20 protein-coding genes and 2 pseudogenes are annotated in these 22,510 nt (G+C 58.7%); 12 read left to right on the top strand and 10 right to left on the bottom strand.

The window, feature by feature from the left end; genetic code table 11:
• Positions 1-30: 30 nt before the first annotated feature.
• Positions 31-663: a DapH/DapD/GlmU-related protein gene (locus T18_RS03735; RefSeq protein ID WP_038490601.1), complete on the top strand. Its 633-nt coding sequence runs from the start codon at positions 31-33 to the stop codon at positions 661-663.
• 97 nt (positions 664-760) lie between these two features.
• On the opposite strand, the gene T18_RS03740 is transcribed toward T18_RS03735, so the two are convergent.
• From T18_RS03740 to T18_RS03760, 5 genes are all read right to left on the bottom strand, one after another.
• On the bottom strand, positions 761-1,228 hold the full coding sequence (locus T18_RS03740; RefSeq protein WP_121556195.1) for a GNAT family N-acetyltransferase: 468 nt from the start codon (positions 1,226-1,228) through the stop codon (positions 761-763).
• A gap of 64 nt (positions 1,229-1,292) precedes the next feature.
• The gene (gene ppx, locus T18_RS03745; RefSeq protein ID WP_038490598.1) at positions 1,293-2,816 is read right to left on the bottom strand and encodes an exopolyphosphatase; all 1,524 of its coding nucleotides are present in this window, start codon (positions 2,814-2,816) and stop codon (positions 1,293-1,295) included.
• Positions 2,813-5,011 (bottom strand): RNA degradosome polyphosphate kinase, encoded by a 2,199-nt coding sequence (locus tag T18_RS03750; RefSeq protein ID WP_075807550.1) that lies wholly within the window; start codon positions 5,009-5,011, stop codon positions 2,813-2,815. The genes ppx and T18_RS03750 overlap by 4 nt, the downstream gene beginning before the upstream one ends.
• Positions 5,012-5,109: 98 nt before the next feature.
• A complete protein-coding gene (gene hdaA, locus T18_RS03755; RefSeq protein ID WP_003512460.1) occupies positions 5,110-5,838 on the bottom strand; it encodes a DnaA regulatory inactivator HdaA in 729 nt (242 codons plus the stop codon).
• Positions 5,839-5,840: 2 nt separating this feature from the next.
• Positions 5,841-6,980 carry an AI-2E family transporter gene (locus T18_RS03760; RefSeq protein WP_013635868.1) on the bottom strand — a complete coding sequence of 380 codons (1,140 nt, stop codon included), beginning with the start codon at positions 6,978-6,980 and terminating at the stop codon, positions 5,841-5,843.
• 296 nt (positions 6,981-7,276) lie between these two features.
• Here T18_RS03760 and purM point away from each other — a divergent pair, with 296 nt between their 5' ends.
• From purM to T18_RS03775, 3 genes are all read left to right on the top strand, one after another.
• On the top strand, positions 7,277-8,350 hold the full coding sequence (gene purM, locus T18_RS03765; protein WP_003512456.1) for a phosphoribosylformylglycinamidine cyclo-ligase: 1,074 nt from the start codon (positions 7,277-7,279) through the stop codon (positions 8,348-8,350).
• The gene (gene purN / locus T18_RS03770) at positions 8,347-9,021 is read left to right on the top strand and encodes a phosphoribosylglycinamide formyltransferase (protein WP_038490595.1); all 675 of its coding nucleotides are present in this window, start codon (positions 8,347-8,349) and stop codon (positions 9,019-9,021) included. Before purM ends, purN begins: the two co-directional genes overlap by 4 nt.
• A gap of 133 nt (positions 9,022-9,154) precedes the next feature.
• On the top strand, positions 9,155-10,090 hold the full coding sequence (locus tag T18_RS03775) for an omptin family outer membrane protease (protein ID WP_038490592.1): 936 nt from the start codon (positions 9,155-9,157) through the stop codon (positions 10,088-10,090).
• A 423-nt stretch (positions 10,091-10,513) separates the two neighbouring features.
• On the opposite strand, the pseudogene T18_RS03785 reads toward T18_RS03775, so the two are convergent.
• Positions 10,514-11,128: pseudogene (locus tag T18_RS03785) on the bottom strand (NUDIX domain-containing protein); the annotation flags it as partial.
• 66 nt (positions 11,129-11,194) lie between these two features.
• Entirely contained in the window at positions 11,195-13,414 is a 2,220-nt protein-coding gene (locus tag T18_RS03790) for a molybdopterin-dependent oxidoreductase (RefSeq protein ID WP_038492757.1), read from the bottom strand.
• 29 nt (positions 13,415-13,443) lie between these two features.
• Between T18_RS03790 and T18_RS03795 the strand changes: the two genes are divergently transcribed.
• Positions 13,444-14,307 (top strand): 23S rRNA (adenine(2030)-N(6))-methyltransferase RlmJ, encoded by an 864-nt coding sequence (locus T18_RS03795; protein WP_038490589.1) that lies wholly within the window; start codon positions 13,444-13,446, stop codon positions 14,305-14,307.
• Positions 14,308-14,316: 9 nt separating this feature from the next.
• Here the strand turns inward: T18_RS03795 and T18_RS03800 are convergent, their stop codons facing one another.
• Complete coding sequence (locus tag T18_RS03800) at positions 14,317-15,252, bottom strand: lysylphosphatidylglycerol synthase domain-containing protein (protein WP_019565412.1); 936 nt, start codon at positions 15,250-15,252, stop codon at positions 14,317-14,319.
• Positions 15,253-15,451: 199 nt separating this feature from the next.
• On the opposite strand from T18_RS03800, the gene T18_RS03805 reads away from it, so the two are divergent.
• Both T18_RS03805 and T18_RS03810 read left to right on the top strand, forming a co-directional pair.
• A complete protein-coding gene (locus T18_RS03805) occupies positions 15,452-16,225 on the top strand; it encodes a ribonuclease T2 family protein (RefSeq protein WP_038490587.1) in 774 nt (257 codons plus the stop codon).
• Positions 16,226-16,258: 33 nt separating this feature from the next.
• A complete protein-coding gene (locus T18_RS03810) occupies positions 16,259-16,855 on the top strand; it encodes a glutathione S-transferase (RefSeq protein ID WP_038490584.1) in 597 nt (198 codons plus the stop codon).
• 117 nt (positions 16,856-16,972) lie between these two features.
• Here the strand turns inward: T18_RS03810 and T18_RS03815 are convergent, their stop codons facing one another.
• On the bottom strand, positions 16,973-17,629 hold the full coding sequence (locus tag T18_RS03815; protein WP_003512439.1) for an outer membrane protein: 657 nt from the start codon (positions 17,627-17,629) through the stop codon (positions 16,973-16,975).
• A gap of 347 nt (positions 17,630-17,976) precedes the next feature.
• Here T18_RS03815 and T18_RS03820 point away from each other — a divergent pair, with 347 nt between their 5' ends.
• From T18_RS03820 to T18_RS03840, 5 genes are all read left to right on the top strand, one after another.
• Entirely contained in the window at positions 17,977-18,765 is a 789-nt protein-coding gene (locus T18_RS03820; RefSeq protein WP_003512437.1) for an SDR family oxidoreductase, read from the top strand.
• A complete protein-coding gene (uvrC, locus tag T18_RS03825; protein WP_038490580.1) occupies positions 18,762-20,813 on the top strand; it encodes an excinuclease ABC subunit UvrC in 2,052 nt (683 codons plus the stop codon). Before T18_RS03820 ends, uvrC begins: the two co-directional genes overlap by 4 nt.
• 102 nt (positions 20,814-20,915) lie before the next feature.
• On the top strand, positions 20,916-21,503 hold the full coding sequence (pgsA, locus tag T18_RS03830) for a CDP-diacylglycerol--glycerol-3-phosphate 3-phosphatidyltransferase (RefSeq protein ID WP_003512433.1): 588 nt from the start codon (positions 20,916-20,918) through the stop codon (positions 21,501-21,503).
• Positions 21,503-21,757: a molybdopterin converting factor subunit 1 gene (gene moaD / locus T18_RS03835; protein ID WP_038490577.1), complete on the top strand. Its 255-nt coding sequence runs from the start codon at positions 21,503-21,505 to the stop codon at positions 21,755-21,757. The genes pgsA and moaD overlap by 1 nt, the downstream gene beginning before the upstream one ends.
• 4 nt (positions 21,758-21,761) lie before the next feature.
• Positions 21,762-22,217 carry a molybdenum cofactor biosynthesis protein MoaE gene (locus T18_RS03840; RefSeq protein WP_013635855.1) on the top strand — a complete coding sequence of 152 codons (456 nt, stop codon included), beginning with the start codon at positions 21,762-21,764 and terminating at the stop codon, positions 22,215-22,217.
• 60 nt (positions 22,218-22,277) lie between these two features.
• Here the strand turns inward: T18_RS03840 and T18_RS27515 are convergent.
• Positions 22,278-22,510: pseudogene (locus tag T18_RS27515) on the bottom strand (branched-chain amino acid ABC transporter permease); the annotation flags it as partial.

A 22,510-nucleotide genomic window follows, 5' to 3' on the forward strand; every position in this document is an offset into this window, starting at 1 on the left:
GGTTAAGCAGGCCAAAATCCGGAGACTGGAATGGACTCGACCGCACAACTCAATCGCCCCAAGCTCGCAGAGACCATTATCCATTCGACAGCAAGCATAAGAGATTCAAGCCTCGGCGAATGCTGCGAAATTCTGGCGGATACATCCCTGCACAATGTCGAACTCGGGAACTACTCCTATCTTGGACACCGCTGCATGGTCGGTGATGCGACAATCGGAAAGTTCTGCGCCATCGCCGCAGAGGTCAGGATAGGCGCACCGAACCATCCGATGGACCGACCGTCCATGCATCGTTTCAGCTATTGCCCGGAATATTACTCTGCGGATGCTGTGCGCGACGACGCCTTCTTCGATCAGCGCAAGGCGGAACGTGCCATCATCGGTCACGACGTCTGGATCGGCCACGGGGTCATTGTCTTGCCAGGTGTAAAGGTTGGAGACGGTGCAGTGCTCGCGGCCGGCGCGGTCGTCACCAAAGACGTGCCGCCCTATACAATCGTCGGAGGCGTCCCCGCGAAGATCATTCGCGAGCGATTTTCGCGAACCGTCGCGGAGAAGCTGGCCTCTATCGCCTGGTGGAACTGGCCATTCGAGACGATCATGGCACGGCTTGCCGACTTTCAGTCGAGCGATATCGAAGCCTTTTGCGAGCGTTGGTACTGACACAATTCGTGCCCCAACGGCGAAAACGTCTGTTTGTTATTCGAAGAAAAATGCCAGCCGGCCGTCAGCCTCGCCACGGTGAGACAGAGTTGCAAAATCATGCAACCGACTTTTTCATATCGATGAGGATTTCACCTTCTCTTGACGGATGCGGGCGACGCCCGCACTCCTCAAAGCCGCAATCGCTGTAAAGCGCTATGTTCCTCGTCATCCGCATATTCGTGTAAAGGCGCAATTCGCCAATCCCACATTCCAAAGCGTGTAGCTCCGCGGAACGGAGAAGTGATTTCCCGATGCCTCTTCCCTGAAAGATGGGACTAACGGCTATGCTGTAAATCATGAGATATCGGTGATGGCTTTCGAGAACCACCAATCCAGACGTTTCGCCATCGGTTACGCTAAACCACACTTGTTCCGCAGAAATGCGCGGCAGGTAATCTTCAAAAGCGGGTTTGGGCGCAGCGCCCACGATTTGTAGATATGCTGGAATATAGGCCGCAGCACTGATCTCTTTCACGATCAGCGCTTCGTGCGGCAACGCCAGTCTAAATCGTGTCTCGGTCAACTGATCCCCTTAAGCCAGCTCCCATGTTGACCAGCATTCTATGCTACGTAATGCGCGCGACCATTTACTCGAACACAAACGCCAACCGCTTGCCCGTCAGTTTCGCCAGTTGCTGCAGGCGTCCGTCCAGACGCTCGCCGGCAAAATCGCAATAGGCGTGTGGTACGACGAATTCCAGATCCAGATCCGGAGTGGTGGATTTGCGGAATTTCAGGTGATCAACGACACCGGGCATGGAGGCTGAGAAGAGGTAAACGACGCGCAGCAGGCCGCCGAGCAACTTGCCGAGTTCCAGCAGGCGGTCACCCGCCATGGCGGCGAGCGGCTGTGTGGTGCCGTTGTCGTTCAACCCTTCGAAGCGGTAATAATTAGCAAGAGCGATATAAGCGCGGCCCGGATGGGTGATCGCCACGAAGGAGGAGTGGGCGATGATGTTGAGCGCCTGCAGGCCGCGATAGTCCGGATGTGCACGCCAGCTGATATCGGCCAGAAGGCAGGCCGCCTGCCGGTAACGGCTTTCCTCTTCCGTCTCCTCGATGCCGAAGACCGGAAAGGTGCGGCCGCTCCAGTCGGCCAGTTCGCGCGCATGTTCGGGCGAACGGGCACGCAGAATGGCAAGCTCGTCGGCCGTGACCAGCAGCGGGTCGGTATCCCGCTCCGCTTCCGTCAGTAGCGAGTAAAGATAACCTTCGCGCACGCCCTGCGCCGAGAAGGCGATCGTTGCCGGCTTCATCGCCTTTAGAACTTCACGCATGGCGATGGCGCCAAACGGCAGAAGCGAACGGCGGTTCTTGGAGACCGCCTGCCAGGCCGGGTCCTTGCTGTCCCTGGAGACGATGACTTCTTCCAGAAAATTCAGCATTTCCGCCAGCGGCAATTCATATCCCTGCATCATGTGCAGCGGATAACCCGTGATCTCCATGTGCAGCTTGGCAATGTTTCGCCACGTGCCGCCCACGGCATAAAAGGTACGCCCCTCGCCGGCCGCCAGCAGCTTTGTGAAGGATTTGACGTGCTTGCGGGCAATGGTCGTCGCCTTCTCCAGCGAGCCATCCGATTGCTCCGACAACCGAAGGCCGCCGAGCGGCAGGGTGATGCCCTCGCCGCAGTTCTTGCCCTTGATGTCGATGAGTTCCAGCGAACCGCCGCCCAGGTCGCCTGCAATGCCATCCGGGTCGTGGAAACCGCTGATCACGCCATAGGCGGAATAAAGCGCTTCCTTTTCGCCGGACAGCACCTCGATCTCGCAACCAAGTATGGCTTCGGCTTCACGGATGAAATCCGGGCCGTTTTCCGCTTCACGCGCTGCCGCTGTCGCCAGTACGTAGAGTTGCTGCGCCTGCGCCTGTTCGGAAAGCGCATGGAAGCGACGCAGTGCCATCAAAGCCCGGCTAACGCCTTCCTCATGCATCCGGCCCGTGAGGGCCAGTCCCTTGCCGAGACCGCAAAGGACCTTTTCGTTGAACAGCACGGCGGGCGCGCGGGAAAGACCTTCATATACGACGAGACGAACGGAGTTCGAACCAATATCTATGACGGAAACGGGGGCAAGGCCGGTCAGCCGCCCCTGTGCTTCTGATCGAGTCATTCAGCCTGTTTCTTGCGGGAAGAAATCAACCCGGCAATCAATTTGGGCGCACTTGATTTCAGGGCTTCACCACGTCCGGAAAGGCTGGGATTGGTCATGAAATAGTGCTGCGCGTTGAACGGTTCTTCGCCTTTACGCACCTCGATGCGCCTCGACGTTCCGTCCGCAAGTATCTCGTAGCTCTGCTGGTTGTCAATGAGATTGCCCAGCATAATCTGTGAAAGAACCTGCTCGTGCACGGTAGGGTTGGTGAGCGGCACCAGCGTTTCAACGCGGCGATCAAGGTTGCGCGGCATCATGTCGGCAGAGCCGATATAGACCAGCGCCTTGTCGGACGGCAGGCCGAAACCATTGCCGAAGCAGAAGATTCGGCTGTGCTCGAGGAAGCGGCCGACAATCGACTTGACGCGGATATTGTCCGACAGACCCGCAACCTGTGGGCGCAGGCAGCAAATGCCGCGCACGACGAGATCAATCTCCACGCCGGCCGCACTGGCGCGGTAAAGCGTATCGATAATCTCGGGATCGACCAGCGAGTTCATCTTCATCCAGATCGCCGCCGGCGCACCGCGCTTGGCGTGCTCGATCTCTTCGTTGATGTGCTTCACGATGCGCGCACGCAGCGTATAGGGCGAAATGGCGAGCTTCATGCCCTCTTCCGGTTCGCCGTAACCCGTGATGAAGTTGAAGATATTCGCCATGTCGTGGGCGATCTTCGGGTTGCAGGTGAAGAAGGACAGGTCGGTATAGATCTTGGCCGTGATAGGGTGGTAGTTGCCGGTACCGAGGTGGCAATAGGTTCTGAGCTTGCCGTCCTCGCGGCGCACCACCATAGACATCTTGGCATGCGTCTTGAGTTCGATGAAGCCGAACACCACCTGCACGCCGGCCCGCTCCAGATCGCGCGCCCAGCGGATGTTCGCCTCTTCGTCAAAACGCGCCTTCAATTCGACCAGCGCGGTCACGGATTTGCCGGCTTCCGCCGCGTCGATCAGCGCGCGAACGATCGGGCTGTCGTTGGAGGTGCGGTAAAGCGTCTGCTTGATGGCGAGCACTTCGGGGTCGCGCGCAGCCTGCAACAGGAACTGCACAACCACGTCGAAGCTTTCATAGGGGTGGTGAACCACCATGTCTTTTTCGCGGATGGCGGCAAGGCAATCGCCGGCATGTTCACGCACGCGCTCGGGGAAACGGGCGTTGTAAGGCTCGAACTTCAGGTCGTCGCGCGGTGCGCGCACGATTTCCGAGATGGTGTTGAGCGCGAGCAAGCCGGGCAGAACGGCAACGCGATTATCAGGCACGCCAAGCTCGTGCACCACGAACTGGCGGAGCGACTGCGGCATTTCGCTGTCGGTCTCGATGCGGATAACCGAACCGCGGCGGCGGCGCTTCAGCGCGCTTTCGAAGAAGCGGACCAGATCTTCCGCCTCTTCCTCCACCTCGATATCGCTGTCACGGATGATGCGGAACGTGCCGAATCCCCGGACGGTATAGCCCGGATAAAGACGGTGAATGAACAGGCCGACTACATCTTCAAGCGTTATGTAGCGGATAGCGTTTTTCTCATCCGGTAAACGAACGAAGCGGTCGAGCGCCGTCGGGAGACGCAACAGCGCTGTCATCGGCTCGCGGCCGTTGACGCTGTCGAGCTGCAGGCCCATCGAAAAACCAAGGTTCGGAATGAAGGGGAACGGGTGCGCAGGGTCGATGGACAGCGGCGTCAGCACCGGGAAAATACGTTCCTCGAACTCAGTGCCCAGCCAGGTACGATCCGCTTCGGAAAGTGCGGCAGGCCGCACGATGAAGATTTCTTCCTTGGCGAGATATTGCTGCAGAACCGCAAGCGAAGCCTGCTGCTCCATTTGAAGATTGTCGATTTCCTTCAGAATATCTTCCAGCTGCTCGGCCGGTGTCTTGCCGTCAGGTGTCTTGACCGTAATCTTCTGGCGCACCTGGCCTTCGAGGCCGGCGACGCGGACCATGAAGAATTCATCGAGGTTGGCGGCGGAGATGGACAGAAAACGCAGCCGCTCCAACAGCGGATGATCCGTGTTCAGCGTTTCTTCCAGAACACGGCGATTGAACTGGAGCCAGGAGAATTCGCGGTTGATGAAGCGCGCGGGGCTGTCCCAGAGGTTCTCGCCCTCGGTCATCGGCTGAACCTTGTTGAAGTCGTCCTGCACAATAGCGTCCATGTCCTGTACCATCCCCTGACTTTCCGTCCCGTGATCCTGCTGCATCCCGCGATCGTCCCTCTTGCCCGTATAACAGTTTGACGACGGAACTGTGACAGTCAATCGACCTCCAGCCCGCTACCCCTTGTCCCTTCGCCCATCGCGTTAAGGACTTCCGCCGCCAAGGGACGGGTTATCCTTGTTCCACGCGAGAGCGCCAGCCTGTCGATACGGTCCACAATCGTCTGCGCCGTATCGAGTGAACGCTCCATTCTGTTGACGATGTAGCCTATGAGTTTGTCATCCATATAAAGCTGCCGGTCGGCGAAGAGTTTCACCAGAACCTGTGCCAGAAGACCCTCGTCGGGCTCGCCTGTCTCCACCACAGTCACGGCTTTCAGGCGTGAGCGCAGGTCCGGCAAGGTCACCGGCCATGCGGCCGGCCATTGCCGGCTGGTCATCAAAAGCGTGGTGCCGTGCTGGCGCACGCTGTTGATGACATGGAAAAGTTCGGTGTCGTCAAAACCGCGGCGATCGGCATCCTCGAACAGAACCGCTCCGGTTTCGGCAAGACGCGCAGCGCCAACACCGGCTTGCGGGTGGATATCCTGCGCGCTGCTGATATTTTTCCAGATATTGGCGAGATGCGATTTTCCCGAACCCGGAGGCCCGGCCAGCACCACTACGGGCGAAGGCCAGTTCGGCCATTCATCCACAAGGCTGACGGCAGCCTTGAGCGAGTCGGACACGAGAAGATCGTCCCTTCCGGAAGCGGACTGGTGCGAGAATGCGAGCGGCAGCTGCTCGGCCTTCGACCGGGCGTTGTCGTTTTTGATTTGGTCAGTCATCGTTAGCCCTGAGAGTCAACCTTGCCGGAGGACGTTTCCTGTTCTTCCCAGGGAAGGTTGGCGGCGTGCCCATGGTAAAGATCGCTTTCAAGATATCGCGACAATGCAAAGCGGACAAGCACGCCAACGGCTGCCGCCGCCGGCACGGCGACCAGAAGGCCGACGAAACCGAAAAGCGCACCGAAGGCGAACAATGCGAACATCAACCATACCGGATGCAGGCCGACGCTGCTGCCGACGAGCTTCGGCTGCAGGATGTTGCCTTCGATGAACTGGCCGGAAAAGAACACGGCAAGTGTCAGAAATACATAGATATAATCAGGCCAGAACTGCACGATGGCGACGCCGACGGCAAGGATGAGGCCGACCATCGAACCAATATAGGGAATGAAGCTGATAAGGCCGGAGAAAAGGCCGATCAGCAGGCCGAAATTCAGGCCCACCAAAGACAGGCCGACAGCGTAATAAACGCCGAGGATGAGGCAGAGCGACCCCTGCCCGCGCACGAAGCCGGCAATCGTCCTGTCCATGTCGCGGGCGATCTGGCGGACCGTATGCACGTAGTCGCGCGGTATCCAGCTATCGACCTTGTCGATCATCCGGTCCCAGTCAAGCAGCAGGTAGAAGGCGACGACGGGTGTGACGACCAGCAGCGACATGACATCGACCAGCGATTTGCCGGAATTCCAGATCTGCGTCAGCAGGGTGCCGATGAAGCCCGCGCCTTCGGTCAGCAGCTTGGAAAAATTCTCCTTCACTGCATTGATCTGGTTGCTCACCCAGTCAGGCAGCAGATTGGCGTCCGCACCGGCGATCAACTGCTGCAGGGACGAGATATATTGCGGGATGCGCGTGATGAATTCGGATGCCTGGGCGGCAATCAGCGGAATGATGATAATGAGCGACAGCGCGAAAATCAGCACGAAGGTGACGAGGATAACGACGGTGGCCATCAACCGGCTCAGGCCTCGGCGCTCCAGCCAGTCGGCAACCGGATCGAGAAAATAGGCAAGTGCCATGCCCGCCACGAAAGGCAGGAGGATGGAGCTGAAGACCATCAGGAAAAAGATAAAGACGGCAAGCACGCCTATCCAGAAAAAAACCTGCCGGCGCAGGCTCGTACCGCTCACATGGGGTTGCATCCGTTCATCCTCTTGTCGCCGTGCCGTCATTGCCCATGATGGAGATAGGATGCGCATATGCACATGGTCAAGGCCGGTGGACCGGTAGCGATAGACACGGCGGTTACCAGGTCTGTGCAACGACGACGGGTTTTCAAGTCTGCGCTGCGCATATCGCCGTCGAGAGGCCCGAGGCACACAAAACGTCAAACCGTCGCAAAGCCGTTAAAAACCGGAGCTTTTGCCACTCAAACCCTTGCATCAGGCCCCGTCCCGTGCGAATGGCGACGCCAAAGGAACCAGCGGAGACGAGAGCGATGAGCCAGTCGGGCAAGAACGGTCTTACCTATAGTGACGCAGGTGTGGATATCGACGCCGGCAACCTGATGGTCGAAAAGATCAAACCGGCGGTGCGCTCGACGCGGCGTCCCGGCGCGGATGGCGAAATCGGCGGCTTCGGCGGCCTGTTCGATCTGAAGGCCGCAGGCTTTAACGATCCGGTTCTGGTGGCCGCCAATGACGGCGTCGGCACCAAGTTGAAGATCGCCATCGACGCGAATTTCCATGACACCGTCGGCATCGATCTCGTTGCCATGTGCGTCAACGATCTCGTCGTGCAGGGCGCAGAACCACTGTTCTTCCTCGACTATTTCGCGACCGGCAAGCTCGACCCGGATCAGGGCGCTGCCATCGTTTCCGGCATTGCTGCCGGCTGCCGCGAATCCGGCTGTGCGCTGATCGGTGGTGAAACCGCTGAAATGCCCGGTATGTATTCCGATGGCGACTACGATCTCGCGGGCTTTGCCGTGGGTGCTGCCGAACGTGGCCAGCTTCTGCCCGCCGGCGATATTTCCGAAGGCGACGTCATTCTCGGGCTTTCGTCCTCCGGCGTTCATTCCAACGGTTTTTCGCTGGTGCGCAAGATCGTTTCGATCTCCGGCCTTGACTGGGACGCCCCGGCACCCTTCGCAGATGGCAAGAAGCTTGGCGAAGCGCTGCTGACGCCGACGCGCATCTATGTAAAGCCGCTTTTGAAGGCAATTCGCGAGACCGGCGCGCTGAAGGCGCTGGCGCATATTACCGGCGGCGGCTTCCCGGAAAATATTCCGCGCGTTCTGCCCAAGCATCTCGCCGCCGAGATCGATCTCGACGCGATCGAGGTTCCGGCTGTGTTCTCGTGGCTTGCAAAAACCGGTGGCGTTGAAGCCAAAGAAATGCTGCGCACGTTCAACTGTGGTGTCGGCATGATCGTGGTCGTTTCGGCTGAAAATGCCGCCAAGGTCACCGATGCTCTGACGGCGGAAGGCGAGACCGTGTTCCCGCTCGGCCGCATGGTCGCCCGCGAAGAGGGTGCGCACGGCACGATCTACAAGGGCGCCCTCAGCCTATGATGAGCGCCGCCTCTCGATCTGGCCGCGCACGTGTCGTCGTTTTCATTTCCGGCAGCGGCTCCAACATGGTGTCGCTTGCCAAGGCCTGTCAGGAGACGGATTTTCCGGCTGAGATCGCCTGTGTAATTTCGGACAAGGCGTCGGCAGGCGGGCTGGAAAAGGCACAGGCGTTCGGTATTCCCACGCTCGTTTTCGAGCGCAAGACCTATGCCAGCAAAGCCGAGCATGAGGGCGCCATTCTGGCCGCACTTGGCGAGATTGCGCCTGATATCATCTGTCTTGCCGGTTACATGCGGCTGATCTCAGGGGATTTCATCGCCCCCTACGAAGGCCGCATTATCAATATCCACCCTTCCCTGCTTCCGCTTTTCCCCGGCCTGCACACCCACCAGCGCGCCATCGACAGCGGCATGAAGATTTCCGGCTGCACCGTACATTTTGTAACCGAAGGCATGGACGAAGGCCCGACGATCGCGCAGGGCGCGGTGCCGGTTCTTTCCGACGACACGGCCGAGACGCTGGCAGCGCGGATACTCACCGTCGAACACCAGCTTTATCCACTTGCCCTGAAGCAGCTTGCGGAAGGCAACGTGCGGATGGAAGGTGGCAAAACTGTCTCCAGCAGCGACGCAAGTAAATCCGAGTATCCCAGCCTGATTTCTGTTTACTGATAAATATTTCACTAAAGTACAAAGATACTTAAAGTGGTATTTCCTCTAAAATAAACCGAACGTTTACCATAATCACCTCTAATGCCCGCAACGGCCCCGCATTTTGGAGCCCTCCGGTCATTCAGGAGCGATTATGCTATTTTCGAGGTTTTCCCTGCCGCTTTCGGCCGTTTTACTGGTGGGCACGAGCCTGCCGCTCGCCGCCGAGCAAAGCGGCATCACCGCTTCGCTCGATGCCGGTGTTCTAAACATCAAGGCCACCGAGACCTTTTACAACGGAAGCCACAAAAACAGTCAACTCGACTGGAAAACAACAAATGCCATGGCGTTACGCGGATCGCTTGGACTTGAGCTGTCGCCCGAGTGGCGCATAAAAACGGAAGGTCGAATCGGCTTTGCTGGCGATGGCTATATGACCGACTACGATTGGCTGCCTCCCTATTACAGGGATACATCGAAAACTGGATGGAGCGACCGCTCACAGCACGGCGACACTCGCCTCGACCACTACCTGACCGGAAGCATCGAACTCAACAGAACACTGCTGGAAGACCCGCTGCAGCACCTCAGTGCCGGTATCGGCTTTCGCTATACCGACGTGCAGTGGTCCGCCTATGGCGGTGACTACATCTACAGTTGGAGAGGATTTCGCAATAATGTCGGTGAGTTCAACAATAGCGAAAAAGCCATCACCTACCGGCAGCAAATCCCCGTATTTTACGGCAATGTGACCGGTGGGCGCAAATTCGGGAACTGGTCGCTGAATGCCGGCCTCGAAGGCGGCGCAATGATCTATGCGAAAGCCACGGACGATCACTGGATGCGTTCGATCCGCTTCACCGACAAATTCCATGTTGGCGGCATGTTCGGAGCAAAAGCGGGCATCGCCTATGCCCTGACTGAGAATGCCTCCCTCTACCTGGATGGCGCATACGAATATACGAGCTTCGGTCGCGGTGACAAAACCCTCACACCGACTGGCGGAACTACCGGCCTGTTTTATAAAGATACGGCGGGCGGCGATATGCAGTCGCTTTTCGTTGGGGCCGGCGTAAAGGGCAGATTCTGAGTTGAAGGCTTCCGGTTGAGGCGGGAGAAGATGTTATTATCGCACGCAGAACGAAGCTGTGGCATGCCTCGTAAAAGCGAGCGATCCTCAATCTCGTCGACACCTCATCTCTGCGATGCGGACAGAACGGTCGCAACGAAAAAAGACAACTCCGGATGAGGTCAAGGCGTGGAAAGAAGAAGGCCGCAAGTAATGGCCTTTGTCGTGGACGCCTCGGTAGTCGCGGCTTGGTTCCTGTCTGACGAGGACGGCACAATCGCCGATCACGTCTCCATCATCCGCCTGGCACGAAACATGCGCTTCCCGCCTATGATGCTACCTACCTCTCGCTTGCGATTTCGCACAATGTGCCTTTAGCAACACATGACAGGAAGCTTGCGGCTGCGGCAAAGCTGGAAAACGTTGCGTTCGCTTAAGGTTGCGTAGAGCCGCGCGATTCAACATCGCCCACTGCAACAGAATAATCGTCTTGGAATCGGTGATTTCGCCGGACGCGATCATCGCGAAGGCTTCGTCGAGGCCGTAGGTCAGAACCTCCAGATCCTCGCCTTCGGTTTCCAGACCGCCACCGCTGCCGGCCTGCACGTCGAGATCGATGCGGGCAACGAAGAGGCTGACTTTTTCGGTGAGCGTTCCCGGGCTGGCATACATGTCGAACAGGTATTCGACCTTTTCCACCGCGTAGCCAGATTCTTCCATGGCCTCGCGGCGAATGGCGTCGGCGGCGTTGTCGTCATCGAGGAGCCCCGCTGGCACTTCGATCATGAAGCTTGGATCGCCGTTCACGAAGACGGCAGGGCGGAACTGGCGCACCATCACCACGCTGTCGCGTTTGGCATCGTATAGAAGGATGGCGGCGGCGCTGCCGTGATCGTGGACTTCCCTGATGATGCGGATTGTCTTGCCATCCGGCATGCGCTGGTCGAAAATGAGCTTCTGCATATGCACGAAGCCCTTCCACACCGTTTCCTTTTCCACCAGCCGGACTCTGCCGGAATCAGTGTCGGCCGGAACGTTTTTCGCTTGCGTCTGTGTCACCGGATATTCCCTTGCCTGTCGCGGAAGTGTTCAGCTTGGCCCTGTTGCGGTGCAATATCAAGCCTTTCAGGCTTCCTCGTAGCGGTGGAGCCACACCTTATTGTCGTGGAAAGCCGCGCCGCCATAGGGGGCGACGGCATCGGCGCCCGTCAGAACATTGATACCCTCGCCGTCCAGATGCGCCTTGTTGGGCCACAACCCTTCGGCAACCAGAACGCCGGGCCTCGCACCCTCCACGATTTTCGCGTGAAGACGCACTTCGCCGCGGCCATTGCCGATACGCACGATGTCGCCATCGGCTATACCGTTGCGGGTGGCGTCCTCGGAACAGATCATCACTTCCGGACGGCCTTCCTTCTGCACGGAGGTTTTCGTTTCCGCGAAGGTGGAGTTGAGGAAGTTGCGCGCTGGCGATGTCGCCAGTCGGAAAGGATGCTCTCCGTCGGCGGTTTCGATGACATCTACCTGATCCGGGAATTTCGGAAATTGCGCAACCGGCCCCATCACGCCGATGTTTTTCGGCGGTTTGTTTGGAGACGGCCCTGTCGCCCATTCGGGGCTGAAACGGAATTTTCCGTCACCATAACCAAAGCCCTCGAGATAATGCGCCACCTCGAAAGAGGGCTGCGCATCGATCCATTTTTCTTCCGCCAACGTATCGAAATCGCCCCAGCCGCTGACTTTCAGCATATGATCGACATGGTCGCGGGCTGAAAGACCGAAGCCCGGCATATGGTCAATACCAAGACGTTTCGCCAGTTCTTCAATGACGAAGAGATTGGTGCGCACGGTTTCCGGCGGCTCCACAAGCTTGGGGCCAAGCAGAATGTGGTTCTGGCCACCGGCGCGGTAGATGTCGTCATGTTCAAGGAACATGGTGGCCGGCAGCACGATATCGGCCAACTCGGCCGTCTCCGTCATGAATTGCTCATGCACGGCAACAAAAAGATCGTCGCGCAGGAAACCCTGTTTCACCAGCCGCTGCTCGGGTGCGACATTGACGGGGTTGGTGTTCTGGATGAGCAGCGCCGTCACCGGGCCACCATGTCGCAGCGCTTCCGCATCCCCCGTCAGCACGCGGCCGATCTGCGACTGGTCGAGCTGGCGCACGTTGGGGTCGGCATAGGCTGTGCCCATCAGTTCCGCCTTGTTGAGCCGGAAGATATCGCCGTTATTGTGGAAGGCGCCGCCGCCTTCATATTGCCAGGTGCCAAGAACGGTGGCGATAGAAAGAGCCGCGTGCATGGCGACCGCGCCGTTGCGTTGGCGGGCGAAACCATAACCGAGCCGGAAGAACGTCTTTTTCGTCGTGCCCACGAGCCTTGCGAAATCCTCGATTTCCTCCACGGAAAGACCGGTGATTTCGGACGCCCATTGCGGCGTCTTCGATTTCAGATGCTCTTCAAGTCCCACCGGATCGTCAGCGAAGCGCGCCATGTAATCGCGGTCGGCATAACCATCGCGGAAGGCAATGTGCATGATGGCGCAGGCGAGCGCCGCATCGGTGCCGGGACGCAGAACGATCCGCATATCGGCCTGTTTCATGGTCGGATTGTCATAGATATCGACGACGACGATCTTCGCGCCACGTTCCTTGCGGGCTTTTACCGCATGGGTCATGACGTTGACCTGCGTGGCGACAGCATTCGTGCCCCAGATGACAACGACATCGGCCTTGCCGATTTCGCGCGGATCGGGCCCGCGCAGCGCGCCTGTACCCATCACATAACCCGTCCAGGCCATGTTGGTGCAGATCGATCCGAAAAAGCCGGAATATTTCTTGGCGTGACGCAGGCGCTCGATGGAATCGCGCTGAACCTGTCCCATGGTTCCGGCATAGAAATAAGGCCAGATGGCTTCGGCGCCGTGCTTTGCCTCGGCTTTGACGAAGGCGTCGGCAACCTCGTCCAATGCCGCTTCCCAGGATATCTCCTGCCAGTCGCCGGCACCCTTCGCACCGTTGCGGCGCTTCGGGGTCAAAAGACGGCCGGGATGATAGATACGCTCGGAGTAACGCGCCACCTTGGCGCAGATGACACCGGCAGTGTATGTATTGGCATTGGCGCCGCGCACGCGGCCGATGCGGCCATCGGCATTGATGTCCACTTCCAGCGCGCAGGCGCTCGGACAGTCGTGCGGACAGACCGTGTGGCCGATGCGCGTGGCACTTTCGGCTTTCGGGGTGGCGTTTTTAGCGGAAATCGGGGTCGCAAGGTTCATGTCTTTTCTATATTGCATCAGCGACGCGGCAAAAAGGCCGAAGTGACGTCCATCAAGAATATTCATCATCCCCATCGGGAAGCGAGACACATCCCATGAACTATCGCCACATCTACCACGCCGGCAATTTCGCGGATGTTCTCAAACACGCCGTTCTCGCCCGTCTCGTCCGTTACCTGCAGAACAAGGACAAGGCGTTTCGGGTGCTGGATACTCATGCCGGCATCGGCCTCTACGACCTGTCGTCGGAAGAGGCGCAGAAGACAGGCGAATGGCAGACCGGCATCGGCAAGCTGATGGGCGCCGATCTGCCGGCCCCTGTCGCTGAATTGCTGGAACCCTATCTTTCCACCGTCAGGGAACTCAACCCCGAAGGCGGCATGCAGTTCTACCCCGGCTCGCCGAAGCTCGCGCGCATGCTGTTCCGCCCGCAGGATAGGCTTTCGGCCATGGAACTGCACCCGGACGACGCACGCGCGCTGGCGCGTCTGTTCGAGGGAGATTATCAGGTTCGGGTGACGGAGCTCGATGGCTGGCTGTCGCTTGGCGCGCATCTGCCGCCAAAGGAAAAACGCGGCCTCATCCTCGTTGATCCGCCCTTCGAGCTTGAAAATGAATATCAGCGGCTGGCGGATGGGTTGAACAAGGCATATCGGCGTTTCTCCACCGGCACCTATTGCCTGTGGTATCCGCTCAAAAAAGGCGCACCGATCAAGGATTTCCACGAGCGGCTGCAATCCTTCGACATTCCGAAGATGCTGTGCGCGGAACTTTCCGTGAAAAGCGACCGGCTGGAAGGCTTGAGCGGCTCCGGCCTCATCGTCGTCAACCCGCCCTACACGCTGAAGGACGAGCTGCACACGCTGCTGCCATTCCTGAAGACGGTGATGGCGCAGGACAGATACGCCTCGCACCGCGCCTTCTGGCTGCGCGGCGAGGAAAAGCCGGAAGAGGATTGAGGGCTTACCTCACCCCTTCCGCGCCTGTGCAAGCTGCGATCGTTCGAAGAACAGGATCACGAACAGCGCCATGATGAACGGAATGATGAGGTAGAACAGCCGGAACACCAGCAGCGCCGCAATCACGTCAGCCGGGTTCATATCAGGCAGGCCGGTGACGAACACCAGCTCCAGCACGCCAAGCCCGCCCGGCGCGTGCGAGATGAGCGCCGCGGAAAAGGAAATCAGGAAAATCCCGAGAATGATCATGAAACCGGGATTTCCGGCTTCCGGCAGCGCGAAATAGATGATGCCTGCGGCTCCGATCAGTTCGATCGGACCGATGACAAGCTGTTGCGCCACCAGTTTCGGCACGGGATATGGCAGAAAAAACGAACCGATTTTCAGCGGCCGCAGCTTCAAAAGACTGCCGAGCACATAAAGTGCGACGATGGCGAGCAGCAGGACGCCGGTTGTCGTTGATGCTTCCACGGGCAGGATGCCGGTAAAGCGCTCGGTAATGTCCGGTTCATAGACCAGCACCAGACCGATGAGCATGATCGTTCCGATGATGAAGGTGAAGGAACAAAGGCCGACGAGAATGCCGACTTCGGCAGCGCTCAACCCTTTGGACGTATAGGCCCGGTATCGGACGACGGCACCGGAAAACACGGATGCCCCGACATTGTGGGAAAGCGCGTAGGTGGTGAAGGAGGTGAGCGTGATGAAGAACCAGTTTACCTTCCGGCCGAGATGCTGGAGAGCGATGCGGTCGTAACCGGCAAGGGCGGCATAGGCGACAAGCGTCGACAGGCCGGAGCACACCCAGTCCCGCGCGCGAATGGCCGTGAGGCTTTCCCATAGATCATCGAGTGAAAGACCGCGCAGCTCGTGATAGAGCAGCCAGGCCGAAAAACCGATCGTTGCCAGACCAATGACGGGCCAGATGTATTTCTTCAATGTCATGCGGTCATGCCCGCCTATTTCCCCCAGCTTCACCCCAACCCGATTTCCGCACTCCGCAGAAGATTCGTTCGACTCTATTCGTTATGCGGCGAAGCTTTCAACCTTTTTGCCCGTTTGCCTCGTTCACAAATTTATGTAAGACCGCTTTGTCGTCTGCGGGCGATACGAGGTCGTCCATTTTCCGGAGAACGTGCACGAAATGAAGCGTTATGCCGGTTTCATCGCCCTCGGTCTTCTGTCGCTTGCGGCCCTTTGGTTTTCGCGGGAAAATCCGGCCCCGACCGGTTCTGCAACCAACCGGCAGACCCAATCCCAAACGCAGCCCGCCGGCAATTCCAGGCCCGAAACATCCCAGCCGGAAATTGCCCGACGAGACACGGGCAAAAACCCTGTGCCCGCCGGAACAGGCTTCGATTTTTATGTGCTTTCGCTATCTTGGTCGCCGGCGTTCTGCGCCAGCTCCGAAGGTTCCGGCAATCGCCAGCAATGCGGCAGCGACAGGCGGTACGGTTTCGTCGTACACGGGCTCTGGCCGCAAAACGAAACCGGATACCCCGAATTCTGCACGAGCAGCGAGCCGGACCGTGTGCCCGACGCAATCGGCCGCACGATGTTCGATATCATGCCCTCCATGGGCCTGATCGGCCACCAGTGGCGCAAGCACGGCGCCTGCTCCGGCCTTTCGCAGAAGGATTATTTTTCGGCAACACGAACCGCCTTCGAGGCGGTCAAGCTGCCGGAGACGATTGCCTCGGGCGCTAAAGGCGCCACCCTTTCCGCCGACGCCATCGAAACCGCCTTCACCGACGCCAACCCCGGCATGTCGAAACGCGGCGTCTCGATCAGCTGCGACGGAAAACGCCTTGAGGAAGTCCGTATCTGCCTCAACAAGAACATGACATTCCGCGATTGCCCTGAGCTTGACCGCAAGGGCTGCCGCGTCAGCGCTACCGAAATCGTCCCCATTCGCTAATACCCACACATCAACATATGTCAGGACCCGACTATGGAACTGCTTTATTCCGTCACTTCCCCCTACTCCGCCAAGGTGCGCATGGCCGCCCGCCATCTCGGCATCGACATTACCAACGTCGCCGTCGACACCAATGCCGAGCCCGCGACGCTGGTTGACAACAATCCGCTCGGCAAAATTCCGGTCCTGCTTCTGGACGATGGCGGCTCGGTCTATGACAGCGTCGCGATCATGCACTATCTAGACCGCCTTTCGGGCGGCAAGCTCTACCCGAAAAAGAACGGCAAGCGCACCGAAGCGGAAATTCTGGAAGCGCTCTGCGACGGCATCATGGATTGCCTGCTGGCCATCGTTTACGAGCGCCGTTCCCGCCCGGAAGACAGAGTTCACCAGCCATGGATCGACAAGCAGTGGAAAAAGGCGGTGAAGGGTCTGGATCATCTCAACGCCAACCTGCCGAAAACCGGCAAGAATCTGCATGGCGGACATTTCGCCCTTGCGGCGTTGATCGGTTATCTCGATCTGCGTTTTGCAGGTGAATGGGCCGAAGGGCACGAGGCGCTGGCGCAATGGCCGGAGACATTCGGCAAGCGTTTTGAAGCCTATAAGGACATGAGGGCTGCTGCCTGACGCCAATGTGAGCGCCATGCCTGGCCTGATCGCCGGGCATGGATGCTGTAACTGACGGCAAAAACAAAAAAAGCCGGGGCGTAAACCCCGGCTTTTCTTTTACCGATCCCTGAAGGATCAGAACTTGACGCCGATACCGGCCTTGACGGAGTGGTCGTCGAAGCCGCGCGAGAACGCGCCGGAGTCCAGGCTGTAGTCCTTCTTCTGGTAGTCGCTGTAGCGATATTCCAGACGGGCAGTGATGTTGTCCGTAACCATGGCTTCAACGCCGGCACCAACGGTGTAGCCGAGGGCGGTTGCGCTGTCCTTGGAGGTCGCGTCACGTACCTTGTTGTCGGAGGCTGCGAGACCAGCCGTACCGTACAGCAGGAACGGGTTCATGTCGTAACCGACGCGGGCACGCAGCGAGCCGTTGACGCCCTGCTTGCCTTCGACGGCGTTGCCACCAACCGTACCAGCGGAACCGCGCTCGCGGCCGAGGTTAACGTCTGCTTCGGCACCGTAAACGATCTGGCCGTTCTGCATGTTGTAACCGCCGTAGATGCCGCCGCCGGCGCCCTTGGCGTCACGGCCGTCGTTGCTGGAGCTGAACCGGCCCCAATCGTAGTTGGCGGTACCACCGAGGTAAGCGCCGGTCCAGTTCTTGACCGGAGCGGGCTGGTCGTAGGCTACCGGTGCCTGCGGCACGTCGTTTACGGCGTCAGCGGCGTGAGCAGCCGAGAAACCGGCGGCTGCAATGGTCGAAGCCATAATGGTTGCTACGAAAATACGCATGTTATTCTCCTTTCAGGACCGCGCCGTACTCAAAACATTGTTTTTAGACGCGGTAAATTCGTCGGGTTAATCGCCCCTCTGAAAATTGAATTTGATGGGAGAATGCGGAGATCAAAGAGCCAAAATGTGAATTGTTTGGGGCAGACACGTGACTAGAATTAGACGTTGCCTAATTGCCACAAGGGTTTTATTAACCCTACCGGAAACTTAATTTCCAATATATCGAATTTAAACTTAGTTATATTCAAATTAAATTTAAATTACATTACCAATAAAAATCCACACAATTCTTTTACGGCCCACGGACAGCTTGCGATTTGCGATTATATCCAGCAAATAGGGCGTGTATGAGCAAATGCAGGTCCGCTGTGAAAGAAAATATACCGAAGACAGTCTTGATAACGGGTGCCGCCCGGCGGCTAGGGCGGGCGATCGCCACGGATTTGGCCTCGCATGGCTTTGCGATTGCCGTCCACGCCAATGCCTCTATGGGGCAAGCCGAGGAATTCGCTAACGAAATAAGGCAAAAAGGCGGCAAGGCCGTTGCCGTTCAGGCGGATCTGACACAATCATCGCCAACAATGGCGCTTGTCGAACAGGCATCTTCGGCGCTCGGCCCGATAGGCGTCGTCGTCAACAATGCATCCATTTTTCTGGACGATTCGGCAGAAACGCCCGATCCGGCAATCTTCGACGCGCATTTTTCCGTGCACGTGCGGGCGCCTTCCCTCATCGCTGCCGCCTTCGTTCAGCAATTGCCTCAGGATAAATCCGGACTGATCGTCAACATCATCGATCAGCGCGTACTTGCGCTTACGCCGCGTTTTTACTCCTATACGCTTTCGAAATCGGCACTTTGGACAGCCACACGGACGATGGCGCAGAGTTTTGCGCCGCGGGTGCGCGTCAACGCCATCGGGCCGGGTCCCTCCTTCAAAAGCGAAAGACAGGCGCCGGAGGACTTTCAGGCGCAGATCGACGGCCTTATATTAAAGCGCGGTCCGGAACCCGACGAGTTCGGGCGGACGATTCGCTTTCTTTTTGATACGCCGTCGATCACCGGACAAATGATCGCGCTCGATGGCGGCCAGCATCTTGGCTGGGAAACCCCTGATGTGGCGGAGATACCTGAATGAACGGAAAGAAGCTGCCTGACGGCGGTATTCTCTTCGATGAAACCGATGACGAAGACGACGATGCAAACCTTGCCGCGACAGACGCGGCCGAGGCACCGCGCGACGTTGCCGGCATGGACTGGAATGCCGGCTGGAAAAACGAATCCGGCCTGAAGGGCATGGATCTGATCGGCGAATTCGTCAAACACCTGCCGAACTCGCCGGGTGTCTACCGCATGTTCAACGAGGCGAACGACGTTCTCTACGTCGGCAAGGCGCGCTCGCTGAAGAAGCGCGTCGGGAACTATGCCCAGGGTCGCGTGCATTCCAACCGCATTGCGCAGATGGTGCGGCTGACCGCACATATGGAATTCGTCACCACCCGCACGGAAACCGAGGCGCTTCTCCTGGAAGCTAACCTCATCAAACGCTTGCGGCCGCGCTTTAACGTGCTTTTGCGCGACGACAAGTCATTTCCCTATATCCTGATCACAGCAGACAATCGTGCACCGGCGATTTTCAAGCACCGGGGTGCGCGGGCGCGCAAGGGCGACTACTTCGGACCCTTCGCCTCTGCCGGAGCCGTTGGACGCACGATCAATTCACTGCAACGCGCGTTCTTGATCCGCACCTGCACCGACAGCGTTTTCGAAACCCGCACGCGTCCCTGTCTTCTTTACCAGATCAAACGCTGTTCCGGCCCCTGCACACATGAGGTGAGCGATGAGGGGTATGCGGAACTCGTCAAGGAAGCCAAGGATTTCCTGTCCGGCAAGAGCCAGAGCGTCAAGACCGCGATTGCCCGGCAGATGAACGAGGCGGCCGAGGATCTCGACTTCGAGCGCGCCGCCGTCTATCGCGACCGGCTGGCGGCGCTCTCGCACGTCCAGAGCCATCAGGGCATCAATCCGGCCGGCATCGAGGAGGCGGATGTTTTCGCCATCCATCACGAGGGCGGCATATCCTGCATCCAGGTGTTCTTTTTCCGCACCGGCCAGAACTGGGGCAACCGCGCTTATTTCCCGAAGGCCGACCCGTCCTTGCCCGGCTCGGAAATCCTCAATGCGTTCCTGGCGCAGTTTTACGACGACAAACCGGTGCCGAAGCAGATCCTGCTTTCCGAAACCGTGGAGGAACAGGAATTGCTGGCCGCTGCTCTTGGCGAAAAAGCCGGACACAAGGTCACGATCAGCGTGCCGCAGCGCGGCGAGAAGAAGGACATCACCGACCATGTTCTTGCCAATGCCCGCGAGGCGCATGGCCGCAAGCTGGCGGAAACCTCGTCTCAGGCGCGGTTGCTGAAGGGGTTCGCGGAAACCTTCAACCTTCCCTACGTGCCGCGCCGGATCGAGATTTACGACAACTCGCACATCATGGGCACCAATGCCGTGGGCGGCATGGTGGTGGCGGGGCCGGAAGGCTTCGTGAAAAACCAGTATCGCAAGTTCAACATCAAATCGACCGACATCACTCCCGGTGACGACTTCGGCATGATGCGTGAGGTCATGACCCGCCGCTTCTCGCGCCTGTTGAAGGAAGAGGGCAAGCCCGACCGCGCGCAGACGCTGACGTCCACACCCGAGGAAGCCGCGGACATGCCCTTCCCCGCCTGGCCGGACGTTATCCTGATCGATGGTGGTCAGGGACAGATGACGGCGGTGCGTGCCATCCTCGATGAGCTCGACATTCGCGACAGCGTGATTGCCATCGGCGTCGCCAAGGGTGTGGACCGCGAGGCGGGCCGCGAGCGCTTCTTTGCGGATGGCCGCAGCGATTTTTCCCTGCCGCCGCGCGATCCCGTGCTTTACTTCATCCAGCGCATGCGCGACGAGGCCCACCGTTTTGCCATCGGCTCACACCGGGCGCGGCGCAAGAAGGAAATGGTGCGCAATCCGCTAGATGAAATTTCGGGGATCGGCCCAGGACGCAAGCGCTCGCTGCTGCAGCATTTCGGTACGGCCAAGGCGGTTTCACGCGCAGGCCTCAACGATCTGATGAATGTTACCGGCATTTCAGAAGCCGTAGCGCGGCAAATCTACAATCACTTCCATGAGAGCAGTGGCGATTGAAGGCGTACTGTCGCAACGAACTGCTAAAAAAACATAATAACGTGTTGACCCTATGCGTCAGGGGCGGCATCAAGGCAGCTTATCCAGACTGACAGGTTTCCCATGGCTTCGCGCGCATACAGCATTCCCAACCTTCTCACCTATGCCCGCATTCTGGCGGTTCCCGTCATCGTTTTGTGTTTTTACATCGAAGGAAAGCTGGAAAGCTCGGATTTTGCGCGCTGGACGGCACTCTGGCTGTTCATCGTCGCCTCGCTGACCGATTTTCTGGATGGTTATCTGGCGCGTATCTGGAATCAGACCTCCAATATCGGCCGCATGCTGGACCCGATCGCCGACAAGCTGCTGGTCGCCTCGGTGCTGCTCTTGATGGCAGCGGACGGCACCATTGCCGGCTGGTCGCTGTGGGCCGCCATCACCATTCTCTGCCGCGAAATTCTGGTCTCGGGCCTGCGTGAATATCTGGCGGCGCTGAAGGTCAGCGTTCCCGTCACCCGTATCGCGAAGTGGAAGACCACCATCCAGATGGTGGCCATCGCCTTTCTTCTTGCCGGTCCCGCGGGAGACAAGGTTCTGCCCTACACGACCGAGATGGGAATTACGCTTCTCTGGCTTGCAGCAGCGCTGACCATGTACACCGGCTACGACTACTTCAAGGCGGGTCTCAAGCACATCGTGGACGAAGAATGATGGCGCGTATCGTTTATTTCGCCTGGGTTCGCGAAAGGATCGGCACGGCGGAGGAGGAGCTGGATATCCCCTCCTCCGTTACCACGGCCGGTGAGCTGATCGCCTATCTCTCAACCCTTGGTGAAAACTACGAAGCCGCCTTCGAATTTCCGGATGTGATCCGCGTTGCGGTCAATCAGGAACATGTTGAACATGACGAGAGCATTGCCGGTGCGCGCGAGATCGGCATCTTCCCGCCCATGACGGGGGGATAACCGGATGCAGCCCACGGTCCGCGTGCAGGCACAGGATTTCGACGCTGCGGAAGAAACCCGCAGGCTGACGGAAGGCGACAAGAGCATCGGCGCGGTGGTGGCCTTCACCGGGCTTTGTCGCGATGATGGCGGCACGCTCGCGGCGCTGGAACTCGAGCATTATCCCGGCATGGCCGAAGCGGAAATGACCCGTATCGCGCAACTCGCCATCGAACGCTTCGACCTCCTCGGCCTCACCGCCATTCATCGCCATGGCAAGATCGCCACCGGCGAGAATATCGTCCTCGTCATTGCCGCTTCCCGGCACCGGCAGGCCGCTTTTGACGGTGCAAATTTCGTGATGGACTACCTCAAGACGTCCGCCCCGTTCTGGAAAAAGGAACATGGCAAGGATGGCACGAAGGGCGACTGGGTTGCCGCAAAGACGACCGACGACACGGCCAAGGACAAATGGCGGTAACGCTTTGTGTTTTCCCGCACTTCCGGACGAAAACCGGACGCCACCCCTCCTGGAAATGCTCTAGGGCGCTTCCACCCTGCTGCGCATGACGATCAGCCAGCCCACCAGAAGCGCCAGAACCGCCGCATCCCGCCAGATAACCGGGCCGTAACCGACCCATAGCGTTTCCGCGAACCCGACGGCAGCAGCCCCGAGCGCGCAGACGAGCGGGCTTGCATAACCGCCCGCTGCCGAAATCAGTACGACCTTCAGGCCGAACACCAGACCGGCACCGAAATCCATGGTGCCGTAAT

This window comes from Rhizobium sp. TBD182, from assembly GCF_001950375.1.
In the GTDB taxonomy this organism is placed as follows: Bacteria; Pseudomonadota; Alphaproteobacteria; order Rhizobiales; family Rhizobiaceae; genus Agrobacterium; species Agrobacterium tumefaciens.